This is a genomic window from Glutamicibacter sp. 2E12 (assembly GCF_050030965.1).
Classification (GTDB): domain Bacteria; phylum Actinomycetota; class Actinomycetes; order Actinomycetales; family Micrococcaceae; genus Glutamicibacter.
The window spans coordinates 2,828,718-2,851,352 of sequence record NZ_CP188297.1 but is presented as its reverse complement, the minus strand read 5'-3'; the positions used below and the strand labels follow the sequence as shown (position 1 = coordinate 2,851,352).

At 57.6% G+C, this 22,635-nt stretch carries 22 protein-coding genes; 8 read left to right on the top strand and 14 right to left on the bottom strand.

From position 1 onward, the window contains the following. Position 1: 1 nt before the first annotated feature. The 7 genes from ACP3TE_RS13400 to ACP3TE_RS13370 form a co-directional block, all read right to left on the bottom strand. Complete coding sequence (locus tag ACP3TE_RS13400; protein WP_332487209.1) at positions 2–949, bottom strand: ABC transporter ATP-binding protein; 948 nt, start codon at positions 947–949, stop codon at positions 2–4. Further along, positions 946–1,863 (bottom strand): ABC transporter ATP-binding protein, encoded by a 918-nt coding sequence (locus ACP3TE_RS13395; protein ID WP_105657620.1) that lies wholly within the window; start codon positions 1,861–1,863, stop codon positions 946–948. The genes ACP3TE_RS13400 and ACP3TE_RS13395 overlap by 4 nt, the downstream gene beginning before the upstream one ends. Beyond that, positions 1,860–2,834, bottom strand: a complete 975-nt coding sequence (locus ACP3TE_RS13390) for an ABC transporter permease (protein ID WP_105657621.1) — start codon at positions 2,832–2,834, stop codon at positions 1,860–1,862. The genes ACP3TE_RS13395 and ACP3TE_RS13390 overlap by 4 nt, the downstream gene beginning before the upstream one ends. Before the next feature lie 5 nt (positions 2,835–2,839). Further along, entirely contained in the window at positions 2,840–3,817 is a 978-nt protein-coding gene (locus ACP3TE_RS13385; RefSeq protein ID WP_134779750.1) for an ABC transporter permease, read from the bottom strand. Between the two features lie 73 nt (positions 3,818–3,890). Beyond that, positions 3,891–5,567: an ABC transporter substrate-binding protein gene (locus tag ACP3TE_RS13380; RefSeq protein ID WP_332487202.1), complete on the bottom strand. Its 1,677-nt coding sequence runs from the start codon at positions 5,565–5,567 to the stop codon at positions 3,891–3,893. 44 nt (positions 5,568–5,611) lie between these two features. Beyond that, positions 5,612–6,637, bottom strand: coding sequence for a LacI family DNA-binding transcriptional regulator (locus ACP3TE_RS13375; protein WP_105657624.1), 1,026 nt, complete (start codon positions 6,635–6,637; stop codon positions 5,612–5,614). A gap of 371 nt (positions 6,638–7,008) precedes the next feature. Beyond that, positions 7,009–8,037, bottom strand: a complete 1,029-nt coding sequence (locus tag ACP3TE_RS13370) for a LacI family DNA-binding transcriptional regulator (protein WP_286134199.1) — start codon at positions 8,035–8,037, stop codon at positions 7,009–7,011. A 122-nt stretch (positions 8,038–8,159) separates the two neighbouring features. Between ACP3TE_RS13370 and ACP3TE_RS13365 the strand changes: the two genes are divergently transcribed. The 6 genes from ACP3TE_RS13365 (at position 8,160) to ACP3TE_RS13340 (ending at position 14,107) form a co-directional block, all read left to right on the top strand. After that, positions 8,160–9,632 carry a GH32 C-terminal domain-containing protein gene (locus ACP3TE_RS13365; RefSeq protein ID WP_388022687.1) on the top strand — a complete coding sequence of 491 codons (1,473 nt, stop codon included), beginning with the start codon at positions 8,160–8,162 and terminating at the stop codon, positions 9,630–9,632. Continuing rightward, positions 9,629–10,534: a carbohydrate kinase family protein gene (locus tag ACP3TE_RS13360; RefSeq protein WP_426733864.1), complete on the top strand. Its 906-nt coding sequence runs from the start codon at positions 9,629–9,631 to the stop codon at positions 10,532–10,534. The genes ACP3TE_RS13365 and ACP3TE_RS13360 overlap by 4 nt, the downstream gene beginning before the upstream one ends. 39 nt (positions 10,535–10,573) lie before the next feature. After that, positions 10,574–11,872, top strand: a complete 1,299-nt coding sequence (locus tag ACP3TE_RS13355; RefSeq protein ID WP_332487194.1) for an MFS transporter — start codon at positions 10,574–10,576, stop codon at positions 11,870–11,872. Positions 11,873–12,106: 234 nt separating this feature from the next. Beyond that, a complete protein-coding gene (locus ACP3TE_RS13350) occupies positions 12,107–13,279 on the top strand; it encodes a metallophosphoesterase family protein (RefSeq protein ID WP_133833643.1) in 1,173 nt (390 codons plus the stop codon). A gap of 200 nt (positions 13,280–13,479) precedes the next feature. Then, positions 13,480–13,884 carry a hypothetical protein gene (locus ACP3TE_RS13345; protein WP_133833642.1) on the top strand — a complete coding sequence of 135 codons (405 nt, stop codon included), beginning with the start codon at positions 13,480–13,482 and terminating at the stop codon, positions 13,882–13,884. Between the two features lie 28 nt (positions 13,885–13,912). Beyond that, positions 13,913–14,107, top strand: a complete 195-nt coding sequence (locus ACP3TE_RS13340) for a hypothetical protein (RefSeq protein ID WP_133833641.1) — start codon at positions 13,913–13,915, stop codon at positions 14,105–14,107. Between the two features lie 397 nt (positions 14,108–14,504). Here ACP3TE_RS13340 and tsaD read toward each other — a convergent pair whose 3' ends face one another. The 7 genes from tsaD to coaA form a co-directional block, all read right to left on the bottom strand. Beyond that, entirely contained in the window at positions 14,505–15,584 is a 1,080-nt protein-coding gene (tsaD, locus tag ACP3TE_RS13335) for a tRNA (adenosine(37)-N6)-threonylcarbamoyltransferase complex transferase subunit TsaD (RefSeq protein ID WP_133833640.1), read from the bottom strand. After that, entirely contained in the window at positions 15,581–16,072 is a 492-nt protein-coding gene (rimI, locus tag ACP3TE_RS13330; protein WP_133833639.1) for a ribosomal protein S18-alanine N-acetyltransferase, read from the bottom strand. The genes tsaD and rimI overlap by 4 nt, the downstream gene beginning before the upstream one ends. Then, on the bottom strand, positions 16,069–16,746 hold the full coding sequence (gene tsaB, locus ACP3TE_RS13325) for a tRNA (adenosine(37)-N6)-threonylcarbamoyltransferase complex dimerization subunit type 1 TsaB (protein WP_133833638.1): 678 nt from the start codon (positions 16,744–16,746) through the stop codon (positions 16,069–16,071). Before tsaB ends, rimI begins: the two co-directional genes overlap by 4 nt. Then, on the bottom strand, positions 16,739–17,317 hold the full coding sequence (gene tsaE / locus ACP3TE_RS13320; RefSeq protein WP_105657687.1) for a tRNA (adenosine(37)-N6)-threonylcarbamoyltransferase complex ATPase subunit type 1 TsaE: 579 nt from the start codon (positions 17,315–17,317) through the stop codon (positions 16,739–16,741). Before tsaE ends, tsaB begins: the two co-directional genes overlap by 8 nt. Beyond that, on the bottom strand, positions 17,310–18,509 hold the full coding sequence (alr, locus tag ACP3TE_RS13315) for an alanine racemase (RefSeq protein WP_105657634.1): 1,200 nt from the start codon (positions 18,507–18,509) through the stop codon (positions 17,310–17,312). The genes tsaE and alr overlap by 8 nt, the downstream gene beginning before the upstream one ends. Before the next feature lie 144 nt (positions 18,510–18,653). Beyond that, positions 18,654–19,052: a large conductance mechanosensitive channel protein MscL gene (gene mscL, locus ACP3TE_RS13310; protein ID WP_105657635.1), complete on the bottom strand. Its 399-nt coding sequence runs from the start codon at positions 19,050–19,052 to the stop codon at positions 18,654–18,656. Positions 19,053–19,162: 110 nt separating this feature from the next. After that, entirely contained in the window at positions 19,163–20,122 is a 960-nt protein-coding gene (coaA, locus tag ACP3TE_RS13305; RefSeq protein WP_105657688.1) for a type I pantothenate kinase, read from the bottom strand. 167 nt (positions 20,123–20,289) lie between these two features. Here coaA and glmS point away from each other — a divergent pair, with 167 nt between their 5' ends. Together glmS and ACP3TE_RS13295 are read left to right on the top strand one after the other, a co-directional pair. After that, on the top strand, positions 20,290–22,161 hold the full coding sequence (gene glmS / locus ACP3TE_RS13300) for a glutamine--fructose-6-phosphate transaminase (isomerizing) (protein ID WP_332487181.1): 1,872 nt from the start codon (positions 20,290–20,292) through the stop codon (positions 22,159–22,161). 87 nt (positions 22,162–22,248) lie between these two features. After that, entirely contained in the window at positions 22,249–22,599 is a 351-nt protein-coding gene (locus ACP3TE_RS13295; RefSeq protein WP_105657637.1) for a holo-ACP synthase, read from the top strand. Positions 22,600–22,635 lie beyond the last annotated feature (36 nt).

The following is a 22,635-nucleotide window of genomic DNA, read 5'->3' as shown; positions in this document are numbered from 1 at the left end:
TTCAATTCATTTCGCTTTCGCCGGCCAGCACCCAGTGCTGGCGTGATTCATCGATCATGTGCTTTTTCAGGGTGGTGCTGGCCGACCAGCGGTGGATCTGTTCACGCAGGGCCGCGCGCTTCGACGCATCCTGGCTGCTGTCGCGGTCCGGGTCGGGTACCGCGCCCACCAGCAGCCGGGTGTATGGATGCCGGGGATTGTCCAGCAGCTGCACGGACTCGCCCGACTCGACTATTCGCCCCTCGTTAAGTACCGCGATCCGGTCCGAGAGATAGCGGGCGGATGCCAAGTCGTGGGTGACATAGAGGATGCAGATCCCATGCTCATCGCGCAGCTTGTGCAGCAGATTCAGCACGCCGATCCGCACCGAGACATCCAGCATGGAGGTCGGCTCATCGGCCAGGATGACTTTCGGCTTGGCTGCCAGCACGCGGGCGATTGCAATGCGCTGGCGCTGTCCGCCGGAGAGCTCGTGCGGGAATGAGGACAACACATCCGGGCTCAGCCCGACGGTGGACACCAGCTTGGCCATTTCTGCGCGCTTGGACTTGATGCTTGGCTGGTGCAGCGCCAAGGCGCGTTCCAGGATGTGCTCCACTCGGAAGGCCGGGTTCAACGAACCGAAAGGGTCTTGGAACACCATTTGCACTTCGCTGCGGTAGTTCCGGGCCGCTGATCCCTTGAGCCCGGATATGTCCTTTCCATTGACCAGCATTTCCCCGGAATCCGGTACCTCAAGCAATGCCAAGCAGCGGGCCAACGTCGATTTACCGGAACCTGATTCGCCCACCAGCGCCACGATTTCACCGCGGTGCAGCTCCAGGTCGATACCCCTCAGGGCCGGAACCTTCGTGCGACGGAACAGTGCGGTGCTGGTGAAAGATTTGCTCAGCGAACGGATACGCACCACTGGCACCATAGAGGCGTGCTTGGCAGCTGTCGAGGTCATGGCAGTTCTCCTTGAGTGAGGACCGGGGCTTGGGTCGGGGCGACCCAATGGCCTTCGCCTACCTGCCTAAGGTCCTTGATGTTGGTGAATCTGGTGCCTTCGGCCAAGCCGGTGAGCTTGACTTTCGGTCCGTGCAGGGGCGGGAACGCTCCGAGCAGCGCCTGCGTATAGGGGTGCTTCGAACCATGGCGCAACGACGGCGCCGGTGCCAGCTCCACGATGCGCCCGCCGTACATGATGCCAATGCGATCGGAGAGCTCAAGCATCAGCGACATGTCATGGGTGATGAACAGGATGGCGAATCCGAGTTCGCTTTGCAGTTCCCTGATCTGCTCCAGGATTTCTTGCTGAACCACTACGTCCAGCGCCGTGGTGGGCTCATCCAGGATCAGCAACCGCGGGTTCAGCGCACAGGCCATGGCAATGACAATGCGCTGGCGCTGTCCGCCTGAAAGCTGGTGCGGATAGGCCCGCAATCGCGCCGGATCGATGCGCACCATGGTGAGCAGCTCTTCGGCGCGCTGCACCGCGGCAGCACGGGTGCCGCCACGGTGCGTGCGGATCACGTCGACAAACTGCTCGCCAATTCGAGTGACCGGGTTCAATGAGTTCATCGCCGACTGGAATACCATGGCGACGTTGTTCCAGCGCCAGGCGCGCAGTTCCGCTTCGTCCATGCCCAGCACATCTTGGCCTTCAAAGAGGATCTTGCCGTGGGTGATCCGCGCAGGATCTTTCAGCAAGCGCATGATCGAGTTGGCAATGGTGGACTTGCCGCAGCCGGACTCCCCCGCCAAACCGAAGATTTCACCGGAGTGGATGGCGAAGCTGACCCGGTCAGCGCCGCGCACAGCTCTCTCGTCGCTGACGTACTCGACGGTCAGGTCCTGGACTTCCAATACCGGGACGCTCATTTTTCTTCCTTTCGCACCACGGTAGTCGCCGCGGTGCTTTTCGTTGCATGCTTCGGGCGGCGCAGGCGCGGATTGGTGATTTCATCCACCGCGTAGTTGCACAGGGCCAAGGCGAAGGCGACCAAGGCGATGGCCAGGCCCGATGGCACGAAAATCCACCATTGGCCCAGCATCAGCGATCCGTCGCTGGTCGCCCAGAACAGGTTGGTACCCCAGGAGATGGTGTTCACGTCGCCCAAGCCCAGGAATTCAAGCCCAGCCTGTGCGCCGATGGAGCCGATGATGCAGCCAAGCAGCGTGGTCATGACGACCGAGGCCATATTGGGGAGCATTTCGCGGACCATGATGCGCAGCGGGCGCTCGCCCGATACCAAAGCCGCGGCAACATAGTCTTTTCCGCGGATGGACATGGCCTGGGAACGCATGACGCGTGCGCTGCCTGCCCATCCGGTAATCATTAGCACCACGATCACCGTGCCAAGACCAGGCGGCATGAATGCCGCCAGGATCACCAGCAACGGCAGGCCGGGCACCAGCAGGAAGACGTTGGTAACCAGGGAGAGCACCTCGTCCAGGCCGCGGCCGAAGTAGGCCCCGCTCAACCCGACCAGCACGCCGACAATGGTGGAGAGGATGCCGGCGGCGAAGCCGACGAAGAGCGACGAGCGGGCACCCCACAGGGTCAGCCCCAAAACGTCTTGGCCCTTGCTGGTGGTACCCAGCCAATGCTCCATGCTTGGTGCGCTGGCACCGGCCGAGGTAATCCGCGACGGATCCCCGGGGAAGAGCGCCGGGGCAAGCAAGGCCAGGATGATAAAGGCAAGCAGGATGCTGAGCCCAGCCACGGCCTTGCCGTTGCGGAGCAAAGTCCGCAGCAACCGGGTAGCACTGACTCTGGCACGCGCGGAGCCGCTTTCCTCCGCTGGTTGCGAGGCAGCCAGAGTCTGTGGATCTGTAGCATTCTGGGTCATGGCGATCAGCCTTTCCGCACGCGAGGGTCGAGTCGGACGTAGACAAGGTCTACGAGGAAGTTGGCTATCAGCACCGCGGCAGTAATGGTCAGGAACATGCCCTGCATCAGCGGGTAGTCAAGGCCTTGGACAGCGCCGAGCAGCTGGTAGCCGACGCCTGGGTAGGCGAATACCACTTCGGTCAGCAGTGCGCCGCCGACGATGAAGCCGATGCTCATGCCCATGCTGGTGACCGATGGCAGCATCGCGTTGCGTGCCGCGTAGTTCAGCATGATGCGGTGCGGTCGCAGCCCCTTGGCCTCGGCCATCAAAATGTAGTCTTCGGAGTTGGTGGCAATCATGGTGTTGCGCATGCCCAGCATCCAGCCGCCCAGGGAAACCAGCACGATGGTCAGCGCGGGCAGGACCAGGTGCGCTGCAACGTCCAGGATGAATTCGAGATTGAATCCGGGAACCAGGCCTACGGAGAAGGCATGGCGCATCGGGGCGACGCCCATGTTGATGCCGAAGATGTACAAGGCCCCCATGGCTAGCCAGAAATACGGGAAAGAACCGATGAACACCAGCAGCGGTGGAGCAACCGAGTCCAAGAAGCCGCCACGGCGCCAGGCGGCAAGGATGCCCAGGAGGTTTCCGAGGATCACGGCGAAAATCAATGAAGTCAGTCCCAGCAGCAAGGTCCACGGCAGCTGCGAGGCGATGACCTCGGAGACTGGAGTGGGGAAACGGGAAATCGACATCCCAAAGTCGCCGGTCAAGACACGGCCAAGATAGCCAAAGTATTCGGGGATGATGGGGCCGCCGTCCACTCCCATCAGGGTTCGAAGTGCTTCGACTTGTTGTGGCTCAAGCCGTTGCTGCGAGCGGGACAGCATGCGGGTGACGGGATCGCCTGGCATCAGCCGCGGTAGAAGGAAATTCAGGGTGATTGACGCCCAGAAGGCTAGGAGATAAAAGCCCAAGCGCCGTAGGAGGAAACTCATGTTGTGTGTCCTTGGCTAAGGATCGCAACGCAGCGGGCGGACGGTATCCGCCCGCTGCGAAGGGAAAATGTTGCTAGTTCGCTGGTTCCAGGCTGGTGAGCACCAGAACGGTGGTCGGGGCCCGGTTGCTCAACGTGGCATACGGGTTATCTTCGGTTGGCCAACCCACGAAGTTCTCAGTGGTGTAGGCACCCCATTCCGGGCCGGCGAATAGCGGTACTACCGGTGCCAGTTCGCTGTAGCGAGCCTGCAGGTCGTTAACGATCTGCTTCTGTTCTCCCTCATCGCCGGCAGCCACGAACTTGTTCAACAGCTCATCTGCTTTTTTATCGCTGAACCGGTGGTAGTTGTCAAAGGTCTGCTTGCCCACGGGCTTGACGTTCTGGCTGCCCATGAGGTTGAGGTAGTACTGGTAAGGAGTCGGAGCGTTAGCGGTCCAAACGATTCCGGTGTCGAATTCACCGGTTTCGTAGCTTGCGGTCACCGCGGCCCAATCCGGCGAATCAACAGTGGCCTTGATGCCCACGTCCTGGAGGTTTTGGGCGATGATATTCGCTACCGAAAGCCAATCCGAGGAGGTTGAACCCACGGAGATATCGAAGGTGAATGGCTTGCCAGCGGCGGTGGTGCGCTGCCCCTGTGCATTCTCCTTGAAGCCTGCTTCATCAAGAAGCTTCTTTGCGCCTTCCACATCCCGCGTGGTCCAGTCGCACTGTTCGACGACCGCAGCGTCGCGCCACTTGTCATAGTTGCCGGACAGTCCGGTGCAGTCCGCTGGTTTGGCGTAGTCGGACATGCCGACCTTGACAACCTGTTCGCGGTCTACGGCCATGCTCAACGCCTTGCGTACGCGAACATCCGAGAATTCTTTCTTGGTAGTGTTCAGCTGCCAGTTGATTTCGGCGCCAGTGGTCGGGAACCAGAAATGACGGTGCTCCGGATCCTTGTCCACGTAGGTCGATTGGATATCCGGCATGTAGGTTTGCGTCCAGTCAACATCGCCGGAGATGGCGGCGAGGTTGGCTCCGTCGTTGCCGGCGAAAGCGAGCATGCGGATGCCGCCGATATTCTGCTTCTCGGGTTGCCAATAGTATGGGTTCTTGCCCAATTCGAAGGACTGCGCCTGGAAATTGGCTACTTCGGTGTATGGTCCGGTGCCTACCGGTTTCGGGTTCTCTTCATTTCCGGGCTTGTCGAACTTGGACCAGATGTGGGCCGGAACAATCACCTGCTGGCCCAGTTCGTAGAGGGCCGGGGTGAATGCCTGCTTGAAGTGGAACTCGATGGTCGAGTCATCGAGAGTCTTGATGGACTTCAGGTAGTCATAGCCGCCGAGCAGTTCCTTTTGCAGTTCAACTGAGAGCTTGACGTCCTTGGACGTCAGCGGGGTGCCATCGGAGAATTTAACGCCCGGACGCAGATTGAAGGCCAGCGACTTTCCGTCTTTGCCTGCACTCCACTCCGTGGCCAGCCAAGGCACGGTGTCGCCGCCTGCCGGGTTGTAGACCAGCATGGATTCGTAAATGGACTGCCCGGTCATTGGCGCAGCATTGGGCGAGAAGGGGTTGAAGTTTTTTGAGAAGGTTCCCATGTCCTCGCGCGGAATGGTCAGGAACGCGGCGTTGGCTGATCCGTCGCCCCCTTCAGTTCCGCCTGGATTCGATGCGACGCATCCGCTCAAGGCGAGGGTGCCGGCCACAGCGGTCGCGGCCACGGCAAGGTGCGCGCGACGTAAGTATTTGATTATCATTGAAGTTCCTCATCCATTCATGTGATGTGTAGCGGAGGGGAAGTTCATCTGCGGCCGTGCATGGCCACAGACGAACGAATGCGTGGGGGGCAGCCGATGGTAATTTGGCGATTCTCGATCGGCGAGCCCTCTACCATTTGATTCAATAGGGACACCCCCGCCATGCCCAGTTCTTCGAAGGGCAAGGCAATGGTTGTCAGCTTTGGCCGCATATGCGGTGCCAGAATTTCCTGATCATCGAATCCGACGATTGAAATGTCTTTTCCCACCTGCAATCCGCGTTCCTTGATTGCGTCATAGGCGCCCATGGCGATCCGGTCATTTCCGCAAAAAATTGCGGTAGGCGGATCCAGTTGGCTTAGCAGCGTTTGCGTACCGTGGTACCCGCTGTCGGCAGTTCCATCACCAGGCACGATCCGGGAATCATCGAATTCAATTCCGTGATCGCGCAGGGCCTGCTTCATACCGGCTTGGCGTCCGATTTGCGCAGGAATTCCTGTTTTGAGAGTGATGTGCCCGATGCTGGTGTGCCCGGCCTTGGCCAGGATTTCAGCGGCAGCGTATCCGCCTCCGAATTCATCCGGAACAATTGATGGCAATTGGCCGCCGGCATCGAAGCAGTTGACCAGTACGCAGGGAACTGATTTTGCATTTTCCGGCACCGTGATTTGGCGGTGCCAGGAAGTCGCGATGATCAATCCGCCAACCTGCTGTTCAAGCAACTTCTCAACGGCGAGGTTATCCATGCCTGGATCATCGTCGCTGGGTGCGATAAGGAGGAAGTTGCCGTCTTTCCATGCTGCCTGCTGCGCTCCCTTGATCACGTCAGTGGCAAAGGGCGAGGTGGCAATTTCGGTCACCAGCCCGAACCAGGAGCTGCGTTTGCTGGCCAAGGTTCGTGCGGCTGCGTTGGGGCGGTAGCCCAGTTCGCGCGCCGTTTGGTTGATTCGTTCTCTTGTGGTTTCGGGGATGCTTGATTCCATCCGGCCGTTGAGTACGAATGAGACGGTTGTTCGGCTCACCCCGGCTGCTTTGGCAACGTCGGCCATGGTCACTGACTGCTGAGACATGCCCCTCCTCCCCTTCGAGATCAGTGCGTTTCGCGTCGTGCCAAGGGTTTGCTAACACGATTCAGTAACGCGCGTTACTACGCTGTGAAATAAGGTAACCTACATCACTTACGGCTGTCAAGGAAGAAGTTTTGCGGCAGTGAAAATCATTGACAGGATCGACTCCTGACCGTCAAGGCCATGGATCCAAGACATGGGAATCCCTTGGCTTCATTCAGCTGAGTAGGGCAAATGGGACACGATGCCACAGGGCAGAGGCGTAATCAGCACCCCGAAGCATGGCAGCCATTCCCCGAAATGGCACTGGTGGACACAAAGGAAATCGTGGAAATCAGGTTCGCGGAACCGGCCAGCTCGGTTGTGCCCGCGAGTCAGCGGGATTTCATGGACTCGCGCTCGATGAGCGGCATGTCGATCTGATGCTCCCCGGGCTCCAGCTTTCCATCGAGCAGAAGCTCAACGGCCAGAGCACCCATCCCCTCATATGGAAGTCGAATAGAGGTCAATTGCGGGCGAAGGTAGCTGGCAATGATCTCGTCATCGAAAGACAGCACGGACAGGTCCGTTCCTGGCTTCAGGCCATTTTCGGCGAGCGCTTGGAAGACACCCATGGCCACGCGGTCATTGGCGCAAATGATGGCGTCAGGGTTGTACCCGTCGGCTAGCATCCGGATTGTTGCTTCATATCCGTCGGTGGGGTTCCAGTCGTCGAGCACCCAGTGGCCCAGTACTTCGAGGTTTGATTCCGCCAAGGCTCTGCGCAGGGAGCCGAAGCGGCGAGAGATACTTGGATAGGTTCGCGGATCCTTTTCGGCGTTTTCAAGTTCACCGATGACCGCAACACTCTTCGCCCCGGATTCGATAACCCTCTGCACGGCTTTAGCCCCCGAATCCATCTCATTGGGAAGCACTGCGACGCAAGGGCTGTCGTCAATGCCGTTGACCAGCACGGTGGGCAATCCAGTTTTCGGGATCTTCAAATCACGTTGGCGAGAATCCATGAACCCAAGAATCAGCCCGTCAACGTCCCGGTGGGTCATCTGCGTTATTGCTTCAGCCATTTGCTCTGGCTTGCCGAAGGTCTCAGCAATGAGCACCGTATGGTCTCGCTCTTCCGCTGCGCGCAGGATGCCGGTGATCATTTCGGAAGCAAAACGAGTCACGGTAACTTGATCAGAGATGAACCCCAGGGTGCGCGTCTTCCCGCTTCGCAAGGATTGGGCTGCCGCATTTGGCCGGTAACCCAGTTTCTTGGCGGCCGCGCGCACTCGTTCCGTGGCTTCGGCGGACAGTCGCGTGCCCGGCTTATTGTTCAGGATCATGCTGACGGCAGCCTTGGACATCCCCGAAGCTTCTGAAACGTCAGCAATTGTTATCCGCTTGGCTTTAGGCGATTCCACATTTCCCTCTTGAGACAGTTCGAATGCAATTATTCGACCCTAGCCTATTGCAGTGATTCGGCCACGCTGTTAGAGTCTTGTGCTAAATCCATTTAGCCAACTCATATCGAAGGATGGCAGCGTTGCCCGAAACTCAACAGGTCGCGGTGAAGCGACCACAGCTACATTTCACTGCGAAGAAAAACTGGATCAATGACCCCAATGGATTGTTCTTTGACGGAAAGCAATACCACCTGTACTTCCAGCACAATCCTCACGGCGTAGGCCACGGATTCATGTCTTGGGGCCACGCGGTCAGCACCGATCTGGTGAACTGGGAAGAACTTCCTATCGCGATTCTGCACGGCGACATGGCTGATATCTTCTCCGGCTCCATCGTGGTGGACCACGAAAATACCAGCGGCTTCGGCGACGGCACGGTTGCGCCGGTCGTTGCCATCTACACCGCGGCAGCCAAGGATGAGACCAACCAGTCCCAAGCCATCGCCTACTCGCTGGATGGTGGAATCACTTTCACCAAATACGGGCAGAATCCAGTTCTGGATCGAGGGTCCAAGGACTTCCGCGACCCAAAGGTCATCCGATACGAATCCGAGCAGGGTTCCTTCTGGGTCATGGTTGCTGTTGAAGCCATTGATCGCCGAGTGATGATCTACCGTTCTGAGAACCTCAAGGACTGGACCGAGCTCTCCAGCTTCGGACCCCAGGCTGCTGTTGCCGGAATCTGGGAATGCCCAGATCTATTCCAGCTACCAGTTGCCGGCACAGACCAGCTGAAGTGGGTTCTAATTGTTTCGCTGAACCCAGGCGGCGTGGCCGGCGGCTCAGGTACCCAGTACTTCATTGGTGAATTCAACGGCACCACCTTCACTCCTGATGAGACTCAGGAAACTTGGGATAGCTTCGGATACGAATCCTTGAAGCAGGGCGACTGGCTGGACTGGGGACGCGACTTCTATGCAGGTGTCAGCTTCCACGGCTTGCCACTAGACGAGCAAACTCTCATTGCCTGGATGAGCAACTGGGACTACGCCCGCGAGCTCCCCCACGACGGATGGCGCGGATCCATGAGCGCCGCACGCCGGCTGGATTTGGTGAAAGACTCCAACGGCAAGTTTGACATTCGCCAGCGCATTCTCGGATTGCCAAAAGCCGACGTTGCATCAAGCAAGGCCAACGCTGGCGAAAATCGTATTGAGCTGGGCTCCCCCGCTCTGGTTGAACTGACGTTTGCTACCAGCCCAACCGAACCAGCAGTCCTTTCCTTATTCCGCGCCGATGACACTCTTATCAGCGAACTCACCGTTGAATCCGAATTGATTCAGCACCGCCGCGAAGCAGGCAAGGTAGACCACGAGCTCTACGCCTCCAACCAGCGCATGCCTCTGCCCGCTGGTTCGGATGAACTAGATGTGAAAGTTCTCGTGGATCACGGATCTATCGAAATCCTAGCTGCTGGTGGTCGACGTTCCCTTACGGATCAGCTCACCGGTGAGGCAGCGCTGGCCTACGCGACCTTGCGCGTCGCAACTGGTGCGAATGCGTCTTTCAAAGTTCAAGAACTCTCTGATAACGCACTGGAGCCCAAGGCATGAGCCGCATTAGCGTAATGGGCGAATCCCTCGTCGACGTTGTTGAAGAAACTGCGCATCCTGGCGGATCACCGCTGAATGTCGCCGTCGGGCTTGCCCGGCTGGGACATGATGTTCAGTTCTATACGGAATTCGGTCAGGATTCCTACGGCATTCAAATTGCGGAGCACCTGGATCAGGCGGGAGTGCATGTTGCCGCCGGCTCAGTAACTGGGCATCCCACGTCCGTAGCCCAGGTAGTGATGGATGAGCACTTCAATGCTCGTTACACCTTCGACATCCACCAGCAGATTCCTGCTGTCCCCGCTGATGATTCCAGCGAATTGCTGCACACCGGTTCCATCGCTGCTTGGATTGAACCCTCGGGTCAAATCATTGTCGATGCTTTCAAGAATGCATCAGACGATTCACTTCGAAGCTATGACCCTAACCTCCGTCCGGATCTTCTCGAGGACCGGGACTCGGCTTTGCAACGCATTGAGCTGCTGATGGGCCTGAGCCACATCGTGAAGCTCAGCGACGTTGATGGTCAGTGGCTATACCCAGGCCTAGAGCCATGGGAGGTTCTGAAGCACGTAGCCAGCCTCGGCCCAGCCTTGGCGGTGATGACTCAGGGCGGCGATGGTTGCGTGGCGCTTTCCTCGGGACGGCAATTTGATGTCGCTGCCTCTCCCACCAATCTTGTGGACACCATAGGTGCCGGGGACGCCTTCATGTCCGGGCTGCTCTTTGGAGTGCTGGCTAATCCAGAATTCGCTCAAGCTCTTCGTCACGGCGCAACGGCTAAATCTCAAGATGTTGAAGAGGCACTTCGTCAGGCCTTAACGTCAGCTGCACTGACAGTGGCACAAGCCGGAGCCAATCCCCCGTGGATTAAAGACTTCTCCCTCGCAATCGCTCAGTAACTACGCTTCGCAGCGTTCACGAAAGAATCCAGGACAAAGATGGCTGGCATTACGACTACTTACAAAAATCCTATTTACCTCCAGAGTTCCTTCTCGATGCTCCTGTTCTTCGCATCGTGGGGCATCTGGTGGTCCTTCTTCCAGATCTGGCTCACCAGCGAATCAGCAGGTCTAGGACTCACCGGGGCACAGGTCGGCACGCTCTACTCGGTAAACTCCCTGGCAACGCTGATCCTGATGTTTGCCTACGGGGCCATTCAGGATCGGCTTGGCGACAGAAAGCATCTGGCCACCATTCTTGCCTCGGTGACCGCCCTGATCGGGCCATTCTGCACGTGGGTCTACCAGCCACTATTGCAGTCCCAGTTCATGGCCGGCGTGCTCATTGGCGCCATTGTCTTGTCAACTGGTTTCCTAGCCGGAGTTGGGCTATTTGAAGCCTTGACCGAACGCTACAGCCGCCGTTTCAACTTTGAATACGGGCAGGCCCGCATGTGGGGGTCCTTTGGCTACGCTCTGGTCGCATTGGCGGCCGGCTTCCTGTTCACTATCAACCCCATGCTGAACTTCTGGATCGGGTCCGTTCTGGGCCTGGCCCATCTCCTGCTGCTGGTGCTGGGCCGTACCAATAGTCAGCCAGTGATCGCCGCCGGTTCCGGCAGGAAAATTCTTTCCCCCGCAACTACACCGACAATTCGTGAGATGTTCAGGCTATTCCGTCTGCCGAGTCTCTGGCTGATCATCTTGTTCGTCATGCTCTCTTGGACGTTCTATACCGTCTTCGACCAGCAGATGTTCCCCGAGTTCTACACCGGCCTATTTGAATCACCCGAGACCGGACAGCGGGTATACGGAATCTTGAACTCAGTTCAGGTGTTCGTTGAAGCGGCCATGCTTGGCATCATCCCCCTGGTCATGCGCCGGATAGGCATTCGTTCAGCATTGCTACTGGGAGTGGCCATCATGTTTGTCCGCATCATCGGCTGCGCTCTGGTTGACGATCCGGTGCTGGTCTCGGCAATCAAGATGTTGCATGCCATTGAGACACCGCTATTCATCTTGCCGATCTTCCGTTACTTCACGCTGCACTTCAATCCGGCACTGTCGGCAACCCTATACATGGTTGGGTTCCAAGTATCGGCACAGATTGGCAACGTCATTCTGTCCACTCCCCTCGGTGCGCTCCATGACCGTATGGGCTACCAGCAGACCTTCATCGTGATTTCTCTAGTTGTGCTATTAGCTGGGATCTACGGATTCTTCGCTCTCAAAAAAGATGATCAGCAGGTAGATGGTGACCCGTTCATGCGTCATTCAAAAGCTGCCATGAACTCATAGCTGACTATTAGGCGAAGCGGGGTGGGATGTTGTCGAATTCGACGACATCCCACCCCGCTCTCGTTTGAGTAAGGAATGTCAAAAATGCGCAACTTCTGCATTGGGTTTATTTATGTTGCACACCTATTGTCGATGACTTAATTTCATCATTTCGTCACTCTGGATTCCTACGATCTAAACATTGTCGCCACGATAATTACACGGCGAATCACAGAATCATTTTGAAAGGTCTCCATGAAAACATCGTCTTCTGTTCCACGTCGCGGGATATTGGTTGCCGGCACCGCAGCCGCTATCACCGGACTCTTCGCCGCCAACAGCGCCACTGCATCCCCAGCACCGGCTGAGAATCCGGGAACGGCTCCCAGGCCAAAACTGAAATTCGCGGCAGATGGCAAGTTCAAGATCGTTCAGTTCAATGACACCCAGGATGGACCGCGCACCGATCGTCGCACCATTGAGCTGATGGAGAAGGTTCTGGATGCCGAGAAGCCCGGCTTCGCCCTGATCAACGGCGATGTAATCAATGGCTCCTCTCAAACAGTTACCGAAGTCAAGCAGGCTATCAACAACGTCGTGCAGCCGATGGAGTCCCGCGGTATCCCTTGGGCACTTACCTTCGGCAATCACGATGAAGATTCAATGCCCAATGGCACAGGCATGGACGAGGCAAAGATCCTGAACTTCATCCGAGGCTATGAGTTCAATGCCAACTCGAAGAATGACAAGATTGTTGGCGAATCGAATTCCCAGTTGCTGATCGCTTCCTCGAAGAGCGCCAAACCTGTCTTTGGCATCTGGCTGCTTGATTCGAACCGCTACGCTCCAAAGACTGTTGGCGGCCAGGACTTCGAGGGCCTCATGTCCTACGACTGGATCCGTCCCGAGCAGATCGCTTGGTATCGCGAGGCTTCCATAGCCACCGAAAACCGCTACGGCAAGGTTCAGTCGCTAATGTTCTTCCACATACCACTGTGGGAGCACAACCACATGTGGTACGGCGCCCAGTTCACCTCGAACGACGCTGACCACGAGAAGGCCATCAAGAAGCACTCTATCGTCGGAGTGAAGAACGAGGGCGTCTACACCGGCGCATTCAATTCCGGCATGTTCGCCGCGCTGCAGGAACGCGGAGATGTCCGGGGCGTGTACTGCGGCCACGACCACATCAACACCTACATGGGTGACTACTACGGCATCGAGCTCGGCTACGGTCCAGGTACCGGTTTCGGCACCTACGGCCTCGGTGGGACCGAGAACCATCACCTACGCGGCGCCCGGGTCTTCGAACTCGACGAGAACAAGAACAGCGTTTACGCCGGAACCCGCACCGTGTTCGCCAAGGATCTGGGTATCGACATGGGTACTCAGGGACAACCGATCGAAGGGCCACTGCCGCTTCCATAGCCAAGACAAGTTCTGAGCAAGACGAAACCGACCGACGAATGAGCGATTTCGTCTTGCCCAGACTTTTTTACCGCAGCGAAACTGGTAACGGCAAATTATCGAACAGCTGGAAACCATGGCTGGCGTATTTGTAAAGCGTTCCAGACCTTCTACGAAGACGCCTCCATCCACGAGGAATCCAACCCGGCATCATCTTCGACATGATCATGAAACCGGACTCGATGGGGAGCTACAGCGACAAGGACGTGGACCAGGTCGCCATGAAGTGGGTAGCCCAACACAACCACAAGGGCTCGGACTCACACCTGCAACCTCCCATCGACGTATTCCACGACCGCCGCAGGAATGCCACGCAGGATAACAACACTCTGGAACCGGAACAACCAGTCGAATTCCGCAAAACCGCGGGCGCCTTCAACAAGTCCTACGACTTCTTCTCGCAGGTCATCGACTACGGCAGCACCCGAATCGAGAAATTCGCGATCTACCTGAAGCTACTGGCCAAGGCACTGCAGACCACAGCCACCGGCAACAGCTTGGACCTTTCCGATGCGGCGCTCACCCACTATGCCCTGAGGTGCAAGAAGCACAGGACCTGGAGCTAGTGGGTGGGCAAGGCAAGGGAATCGAGAGGTGACTGCAGCCGATTCGGGCGTTGTGCGGGAGACGACCCTACGCACTTTCGACGGACAGATTAAGCAGATCAACGAGCTATTCGAAGACACCGGAATCAGCGACGACGACCAAATCAATGCCGTCGAATCGATCATGTGCACGCCGAACCACACGAGCAGTTACAACGTGAAGCGATTGCAAATGGACCGATAGATTTCAGTTCATCGCCAAGTCTTCCCGAGACTATTGACAAGATCACCTACACCTCGGGAGAAGGACGCAAAAGGCAATCAATGCCTAGCTAGAGGTGGATGCCCCGGACGAGATAGTTCATTTTCTTCTTGCGACTGGTTTGCAAGATCGGGCTAGGAAGCCTTCGCAACGTGATGCTATGACGAATCATTACCCTGAGACACATAGACGTACATAGGTGCAAGAGGTCTTGCTGTTCGCTTTTCCACTCAGTGGCTCATGACCCCGTTAGGAGTTTTGTTTAGTCTTGGACCGACAGATCTTGACTACGAATGCCGATTAGGATGGACAACCCTAGAAATTAGTTTGGGGTCCACCGCCTGTACGTGGTGGCCTCAAACTGAGGTTGCCCAGGTGTCTAGCTTCGAGAATTCAAAACGATGTTCGTTACCGGCTGCGAAGAGTCGGTTGCGAATTCCAGCCCAGACGGAGAAACGCCATCAGCAACCAGCTGCGCGCCGAGAGCTGCAACCATTCCGCCGTTGTCCGTGCACAAGCTAAACGGAGGAACCACCAAGGCTATGCCCGCAGAAGCACATCGGGCCGCCAGAAGTTCACGCAGTCGAGTATTCGCCGCCACTCCCCCGCCCAGAAGCAGAGTCTTCAGTCCCTGTTCCTGCATCGCCCGGACTGCCTTCGACGTGATCACGTCAACGACTGCTTCCTGGAATGACGCAGCAATATCAGCGACAGGAATTTCTTCTCCGTTGGCCTCGAAGTGCTCGACGCAGCGGGCTACAGCAGTCTTCAGTCCTGAGAACGAGAAGTTGTTGCGGTGCTTGCCAGGATTCTCGGCACTGCCCACGAACTTCGGCAGCGACAAGCCGCGAGGGAATCGGAATGCCTTTCGGTCTCCATCCTTAGCCGCCTTGTCGATAGCCGGACCACCTGGATACCCGAGACCCAGCAAACGAGCAGTCTTGTCATAGGCTTCACCGGCTGCATCATCAATCGTGGAGCCCAACAGCTGCACGTCGTTAGTCAGCGAAGTGACCTTCAAGATTTCGGTGTGCCCCCCTGAGACCAGCAGTGCCCCGAAAGTTGGCGGCAATACGGTTCCTTCGAGAACGCCAACACCTACGTGAGCAACCAAGTGGTTGATCCCGTACAACGGCTTCCCTGTAGCCAACGCCAGAGCCTTGGCTGCCGAAACTCCAACCATCAGAGCACCGGCCAGGCCTGGACCGCTGGTCACGGCAATGGCGTCAATGTCATCAAGAGTCAGTTCCGCGGTGTCCAGAGCTGACTGCAGGGTGGGCACAAAGGCTTCCAGGTGTGCACGCGCTGCGATCTCTGGAATCACTCCTCCAAAGCGTACGTGCTCATCCATGGAACTGGAGACAGCGTTAGCAAGCAGCCTATTGCCGCGCACGATGCCCACGCCGGTTTCATCGCAGGAAGACTCGATGCCCAGTACTACGGGTTCTGTGTTGCTCATGCGTTGCGTTCTTCCTCTTGTCCTTGCTGGACATCCAGCGGCAGTCTCATAATAAGCGCGTCTACCCCGCCCTTGTAGTAGCCCTTGCGACGGTGAATGGTAGTGAATCCCATGGATTCATACAGACCAATGGCACCGGGGTTATCAAAGCGAACTTCGAGCATCACATCCAATGCATTCTTCTCGCCTGCGGTCTGGATGAGCAATGCCAAAAGCTTGCGTCCCAAGCCTCGCCCTTGGTAGTCCGGGTGCATGGCAATAGTTTGCACATCGGCAATCGGCAAGACCACGCAGAGGCCGGCATAGCCGACAACTCGACCAGCGTCCGCATAGACCCAGTAGGTGCGGGTATCACTCTGAGCTAGCTCGGATTCAAAACCTGCCAGCGGCCACGCGTCTTCTGGAAACAGCTGCTGTTCCAGCTCGTGGACAGCCGGCAGATCTTCTGCGGCCATGCGGCGCAAAGTGATCTGATTTGCTTCACTCATGATTTGGTCTGCTTCATGAATGCCGGAACCTGCGCGTCGGATTCACGCAGGTACTGTGGCGAAGTATCAGAAAGATCCTTGCCCGCTGCCAGTTCATTCATGCCACGGCGGGCAAGATGGCCGGCGTTTGCAATCCATTCAAAGGACTCAGGCATTGGCTGGGAGCCTGCCTCTTCAAGTTGTTCAGCGTAGATCCCGGCACCAACGCCGTAGACCGGCAATGCCGGAAGCGCTGAAGCTGCGGAAACGTGCGGGCCATCCACCATGGTGCCGTCTTGGTCATATCGAGCCCAGTACACTTCCTTGCGACGTGCATCGGAAGCCACAACGAATTCAGCCGGAACCTGACTTGAGTCAAGCGCCTGTTCGGCGAGCGCGTGCAATGACATCACACCGTACACGGGGATTTGCCATACGAAGCCGAAGGTTCGTGCGGCAACCAGTCCCACGCGCAGGCCAGTGAATGGGCCTGGGCCTACGCCGACAATAATGCCGGCGAGGTCTTGGCCTTTCTGTCCATGAGCGTCCAAGAGTTCCTTGACGTATGCCGACAGGGTTTCGGTCTGGTCGTTCCCCTTGGATGAAACCCGCTGGTCGACAACTGAACAGGTGGCTTTGTCAACCAGTGCCACCGATGCGTTGGCGGAGGTGTCGATAGCTAAGTAGTTAGGCATGCTTCTCTTCCGTGTGCTGCGCAGTTACTGCAGACAGCAAAGTGTCTTTCAACTGGGCAAAGGTGTCCTCGTCCCAGCGCGGGCCGATCCCCTTCAGGCTAAACAACCGCGGCTCGTCCAGCTCTTCCTCCGATTCTTCCCACGGGTTGGCACTCGGTGCGGCCAGGGCTTCGCGGTCCAGCTGGATTTCCAGACGCGAGTCCGTGAGATGTTCCACCTTGCCCAGCCCCCACTCCACAACGGTGACTGAATCAGCCAGCGTTGATTCGAGATCCAGGGTGTCCACGTCGTCGTGGCCCTTCAAGCGGTAGGCATCCACGTGGATCAGTCCGGGGCCATCGCCTAGCGCCGGGTGCTGGCGGGCCAAAACGAATGTAGGGGAGATGATTCCCTCGCGTACATTCAGTCCCACGCCCAGTGACTGAGTCAGGGTCGTCTTACCAGCGCCCAAGGCCCCGGTAAGAATCACCAAGTCTCCGGCTTTGAGCTGGGCACCAAGAGCTTCCCCCAGCGCTTCGGTAACAGTGAGGTCATCTAGTTGGCAGGAGAATTCCCGCACCGGGTTACTCACCGGCTTCACCCCAGCTGCCTTCGATGTAGTAGCGGGGCACGCGCGGAGAAATGCGGGTTACCACTTCGTAGTTGATGGTGTTCGCCGCATAGGCCCAAGTGTTCACCGACTGCCCGCCTTTACCGAAGATAATCGCCTCGGCGCCGAGGAAGTCCTCAGGCTTGATGTCCGCGCCCAGATCAATGACGCACTGGTCCATGGCGATGCGTCCGCGTACCGGGTAGGTGCGTCCGTTAACTGTTACCGGCGCACCTGTTGCGATGCGCGGCAAACCGTCTGCATAGCCCATGGGGATCAGCCCGAGGTAGGTCTCCGCTTCAGTCTTGTAATTCAGGCCGTAGGACACGCCCTGCCCCGGATGGACCTTCTTGACGTTAGCCACGCGGGTCTTCACTGTCATGGCTGGACGCAGGCCGAAACTTTCTGGCGAGTCGGTTTCAAAGGGGCTCAGGCCATACAAGCCCAACCCCAAGCGCACCATGTCGTGGTGCGAATCAGGTCGCGAAAGGATACCCGGCGTATTGGCGATATGGCGCACTTCAAGATCGAAGCCGGCTGCTTCTACCAGTTCTATGGCCTTGTTGAAGATTTCCAGCTGCTCGTCCGTTTCGGGCCGCTCTGGCTCATCTGCGACCGCGAGGTGGGAGAAGATGCCAACTACGCGCAGCAGTCCTTCTTCTTGGAAGTCGCTGGCGCGGTTCAACAGATCAGGCAGGGCATCCATAGTGGAGCCATTGCGGCCAAGTCCTGTGTCCACCTTGATGTGGATACGTGCCGGTGTCTGCACGGCACGTGCTGCGGCGGCAACGTATTCAAGTTCCCAGCCTGAGACTCCCAGATCAAGACCGGCATCAATGGCGGCCTCGAATGGGGTGTCCTCGGTGTGCAGCCAGGCCATCATGGGAGCATCGATGCCCGCTTCACGCAGGGCGAGAGCTTCCGTCGCATGGGCACACCCGATCCAGCGGGCGCCACCCTCCAAGGCGGCCTTGGCTACGGGGATAGCTCCATGGCCGTAGGCGTCTGCTTTGACGACGGCCATAACTGCAGCTGGGGCTACAACATCAGAAATCTGCTTGACGTTGTTGCGGATGGCCGACAAGTCAATGACTGCACGACGTTCAAATCCGATAGCCTGTGCACCGCTGGTGCTCTTTGTCAGGTTGCTTTCTTCAAGCGCTTCAGAGTTCACCTATTCATCTTCGCACTTTTCGGTTCCGCTTGCCTTGTTCACCCGTGCGCAGTTCGGCACATAGTGCGAGTTAAAGTCGGAAGGGGCGGACCCAAGCAACTGTGTTGCTGGGTCCGCCCCTTGGAGACGGATGTTTGTCAGGGCTTAGCGCAGAGTCTTCAGCTCGTCGCGGATCTGGGCGAGCAGCTCCAGCTGTGGATCTACTTCTTCCTCTGGCTCTTCTGCACCGGCAGCACGGCGTGCAGCCAGTCGCTCGTTGAGCTTGGTCATTGGCAGAACCAGCGCGAAGTAGACAGCTGCAGCAATCAGCAGGAAGTTGACCAGTGCAGTCAGGAAGACACCGAACTTGATGTCAACGCCGTCAATGGTTAGCAACAAGAAGCTGTCGAAGTTTGGAGATCCAACCAGGGCGGCGATCAATGGCATCAGCACATTATCGACCAAGGCGGTGACTACGGCGCCGAAGGCAGCGCCGATAACAACAGCAACGGCCAGATCGACAACGTTGCCCTTCATAATAAAATCGCGGAAACCTTTTAGCATGGTTAGAGCATACACAGGAAAATCACAGCACGACTACGAATTTGGGCTCCGATCTGTAATAGTTCGGCAAACTCACAGAAATCGTTTGCTTAAATATCAGCTGAAGAAGCCTAGATTTTCCTCAATAGCATCCTGCGCACCGAGTGATCCGCCGCCTTGCGCAGTACTAATTGCGCCCGCCCACGCGTAGGCAAGACGTTTTCCCTGAGGTTCGGCTCGTTAATGCGCTTCCAGATACCGTGAGCAGTTTCCCGTGCCTCGACATCAGTGAGCTGGGCATAGCGGTGGAAGTAGCTGGCAGGGTCGGAGAAGGCACCGGAGCGCAGACGCATGAACCGCTTGATGTACCACTCTTCGATATCCGCGGTACGCGCATCCACGTAGACGGAGAAGTCGAAGAAGTCGCTCAGGGCCAGGCCCACGGTCCCATCGGAACGGGTTCGAGCAGGCTGCAATACGTTCAGTCCCTCGACAATCAATACCTGCGGTGAGCGGATTACGTTGCGCTCCCCCGGGATGATGTCGTAGGTCAGGTGCGAGTAGACCGGAGCGCTTACTTCTGGGGCACCAGACTTTACCGCCGAGACAAAGCGCAGCAGCGCCCGCCGGTCATAGGATTCGGGGAACCCTTTGCGGTGCATGATCCCGCGGCGCTCAAGCTCGGCATTCGGGTACAAGAAGCCATCAGTGGTTATGAGCTGGACATCAGGCGTATGCGGCCAGCGGCGCAGCATTTCCTGCAGAACACGGGCAGTTGTGGACTTTCCCACGGCAACCGAGCCGGCGACGCCGATGACAAAAGGCGTGCGGCTGGTCTGCTCGCCCAAGAAGGTAGTGGTTGCCTGATGCGTCGCGCCGGCACCCTCGACATAAAGCGACAGCAGGCGGCTCAGTGGCAGGTAGACGTCCCGGACCTCTTGCAAGTCCAGCTGGTCGCCGAGGCCGCGTAGCCGCTCAATGTCCGAATAATTCAGCGGCTGTTCCATTTGATTGGACAGGCGCGCCCATGTCTCGCGCTCCAGTTCAACGAAAGGCGAGATAGGCGTTTCAAGTGTTCCGTGTGGTTCCACGAGGGTAAATTCTGCCAAGAATATGCTCCACATCCCAATTAACAACATCAACAAGGCGTTTGGATTAGTCAAAAAACGGCCGACTGGTGATCTAAGACATAGGTAATTTTGAGTGCTCCGACACGATTATTCCCATCGATGGGCATTGAACCGGTAGGATTTTTCCCATGTGCGGAATTGTTGGATATGCAGGAACCTCGAGCCAGGTCGCCGATCATGGCGCCCTCGACGTTCTAATTGAAGGTTTGCGTCGGTTGGAATACCGCGGCTACGACTCGGCTGGTGTCGCTGTTGTTGCCGATGGCGCCATTCATTCTCGTAAGAAGGCCGGCAAGCTGGTCAATCTGGAAAATGAAATTGCCGAGTCCCCATTGCCTAAGTCGATGACCGGCATTGGGCATACTCGTTGGGCAACCCACGGTGGTCCGAGCGATCAGAACGCTCACCCACACCTGGCCGATGGTGGCAAACTTGCCATGATCCACAACGGAATTATTGAAAACTTCGCCGGCATCAAGGCCGGCTTGGCAGCCGAGGGCGTTGAATTCCTTTCGGATACCGATACCGAGGTTGCCGCAGCTCTGCTGGGCAAGCTCTACAGCTCCGAGGCCGAAGGCGATTTGACCCGCGCCATGCAGCTTGCTGTTCAGCAGCTCGAAGGTGCTTTCACCCTCTTGGCAGTTCACCAGGACCACCCAGGTGTTGTCGTTGCGGCTCGCCGCAACTCCCCTCTGGTTCTCGGTCTGGGCGATGGCGAAAACTTCCTGGGTTCGGATGTCTCCGGCTTCATCGACTTCACCCGTCGCGCCGTAGAACTGGGCCAGGACCAGATCGTAACCATCACCCCGGATAACCATTCCATCACCGACTTCGACGGCAACCCGGCCGAAGGCAAGGAATTCACCGTTGACTGGGATGCAGCCAGCGCTGAAAAGGGCGGCTTCCCATCCTTCATGGAGAAGGAAATCTTCGACCAGCCTGCAGCTGTTGCCGACACCCTGCTGGGCCGCTCGGACGCTGATGGCCGACTGACCCTGGACGAACTGCGTATCGCTCCAGAGGAACTGGCCGAAATCTCCAAGATTGTTGTTCTTGCTTGCGGCACCTCGGCATATGCCGGCTCCGTGGCCAAGTACGCTATCGAGTCGTGGTGCCGTATCCCGGTAGAAGTTGAGCTCTCCCACGAGTTCCGCTACCGCGAGCCAATCGTGGACGAAAAGACCCTGATCGTTTCGATCTCCCAGTCCGGCGAAACCATGGACACCTTGATGGCTGTGCGTTACGCCAAGGAGCAGGGCGCCAAGACCATGTCGATCTGCAACACCAACGGATCGACCATCCCACGCGAATCGGATGCGGTGCTGTACACCCACGCTGGTCCGGAAATTGCTGTGGCTTCCACCAAGGCATTCCTGGCACAGATCACCGCAACCTACCTGCTGGGCCTGTACCTGGCGCAGCTGCGCGGCAACCTGTTCCAGGGCCAGATCAAGGACATCCTTGCCGACCTGGGCAAGATCCCTTCCAAGATCCAGGACGTCCTGGACCGCGCGGAAGAGATCAAGGATCTGGCACGCAACATGTCAGATGCCAACTCCGTGCTGTTCCTGGGCCGCCACGTAGGCTACCCGGTAGCAATGGAAGGCGCCTTGAAGCTCAAGGAAATCGCCTACATCCATGCTGAAGGCTTCGCCGCTGGCGAGCTGAAGCACGGCCCTATCGCCCTGATCGACGATGGCCAGCCAGTGTTCGTCGTAGTTCCTTCCCCTCGTGGTCGCGACTCGCTGCACTCCAAGGTTGTCTCCAATATCCAGGAAGTGCGCGCCCGTGGCGCTAAGACCCTGGTTATTGCCGAAGATGGCGATGCTGCGGTCAAGGACTTCTCCGAGTGGGTCTTCTACGTGCCAGAAACCCCAACCCTGCTGATGCCTCTGCTGGCCACCGTGCCACTGCAGATCTTCGCTTGCGAACTGGCATCCGCCAAGGGCTTCGATGTCGACCAGCCACGCAACTTGGCCAAGTCGGTGACCGTGGAGTAATCCACCGAGCACCAGAATTGCGGGCATTCCCTTTCCGGGAATGCCCGCAATTTTTATGCCCTGCAAGCACTGGATAAACTGATAGGCATGATTGCAGGAATTGGAGTGGACATCGTTGATGTGCCGCGTTTTGGCCGCCAGCTCGAGAAGACTCCACGCTTGCGTGAACGGCTCTTCACCGAAGAAGAGCGGGGCCTGCCCCTGCGATCCCTGGCGGCCCGCTTCGCGGCCAAGGAAGCCATCGCCAAGGCGCTGGGAGCTCCTGCGGGCATGAACTGGCAGGACTGCACTATCCGCAAAGATGAAGCCGGTGATCCCCAGGTTCACAACACTGGTTCAGTGGCCGCTGCCAGCGAGCTGCGTGGCATCAAATCATGGCATCTGACCATGTCCCACGATGGAGATATGGCTATCGCAATGGTGGTTGCAGAACGCTAGGCACCAACGCCACGACGAAAGAATAACGACACGCAT

Bases quoted from the DNA above. Each gene is read 5' to 3' on its own strand.
- ACP3TE_RS13375 (WP_105657624.1), bottom strand. From the start codon at position 6,637: ATGTCTCAGCAGTCAGTGACCATGGCCGACGTTGCCAAAGCAGCCGGG.
- ACP3TE_RS13360 (WP_426733864.1), top strand. From the start codon at position 9,629: ATGAGCCGCATTAGCGTAATGGGCGAATCCCTCGTCGACGTTGTTGAA.
- ACP3TE_RS13380 (WP_332487202.1), bottom strand. From the start codon at position 5,567: ATGATAATCAAATACTTACGTCGCGCGCACCTTGCCGTGGCCGCGACC.
- glmS (WP_332487181.1), top strand. From the start codon at position 20,290: ATGTGCGGAATTGTTGGATATGCAGGAACCTCGAGCCAGGTCGCCGAT.
- ACP3TE_RS13295 (WP_105657637.1), top strand. From the start codon at position 22,249: ATGATTGCAGGAATTGGAGTGGACATCGTTGATGTGCCGCGTTTTGGC.
- ACP3TE_RS13390 (WP_105657621.1), bottom strand. From the start codon at position 2,834: ATGACCCAGAATGCTACAGATCCACAGACTCTGGCTGCCTCGCAACCA.
- ACP3TE_RS13350 (WP_133833643.1), top strand. From the start codon at position 12,107: ATGAAAACATCGTCTTCTGTTCCACGTCGCGGGATATTGGTTGCCGGC.
- ACP3TE_RS13345 (WP_133833642.1), top strand. From the start codon at position 13,480: ATGATCATGAAACCGGACTCGATGGGGAGCTACAGCGACAAGGACGTG.
- ACP3TE_RS13385 (WP_134779750.1), bottom strand. From the start codon at position 3,817: ATGAGTTTCCTCCTACGGCGCTTGGGCTTTTATCTCCTAGCCTTCTGG.
- rimI (WP_133833639.1), bottom strand. From the start codon at position 16,072: ATGAGTGAAGCAAATCAGATCACTTTGCGCCGCATGGCCGCAGAAGAT.
- ACP3TE_RS13355 (WP_332487194.1), top strand. From the start codon at position 10,574: ATGGCTGGCATTACGACTACTTACAAAAATCCTATTTACCTCCAGAGT.
- tsaB (WP_133833638.1), bottom strand. From the start codon at position 16,746: ATGCCTAACTACTTAGCTATCGACACCTCCGCCAACGCATCGGTGGCA.
- ACP3TE_RS13395 (WP_105657620.1), bottom strand. From the start codon at position 1,863: ATGAGCGTCCCGGTATTGGAAGTCCAGGACCTGACCGTCGAGTACGTC.
- mscL (WP_105657635.1), bottom strand. From the start codon at position 19,052: ATGCTAAAAGGTTTCCGCGATTTTATTATGAAGGGCAACGTTGTCGAT.
- tsaD (WP_133833640.1), bottom strand. From the start codon at position 15,584: ATGAGCAACACAGAACCCGTAGTACTGGGCATCGAGTCTTCCTGCGAT.
- ACP3TE_RS13400 (WP_332487209.1), bottom strand. From the start codon at position 949: ATGACCTCGACAGCTGCCAAGCACGCCTCTATGGTGCCAGTGGTGCGT.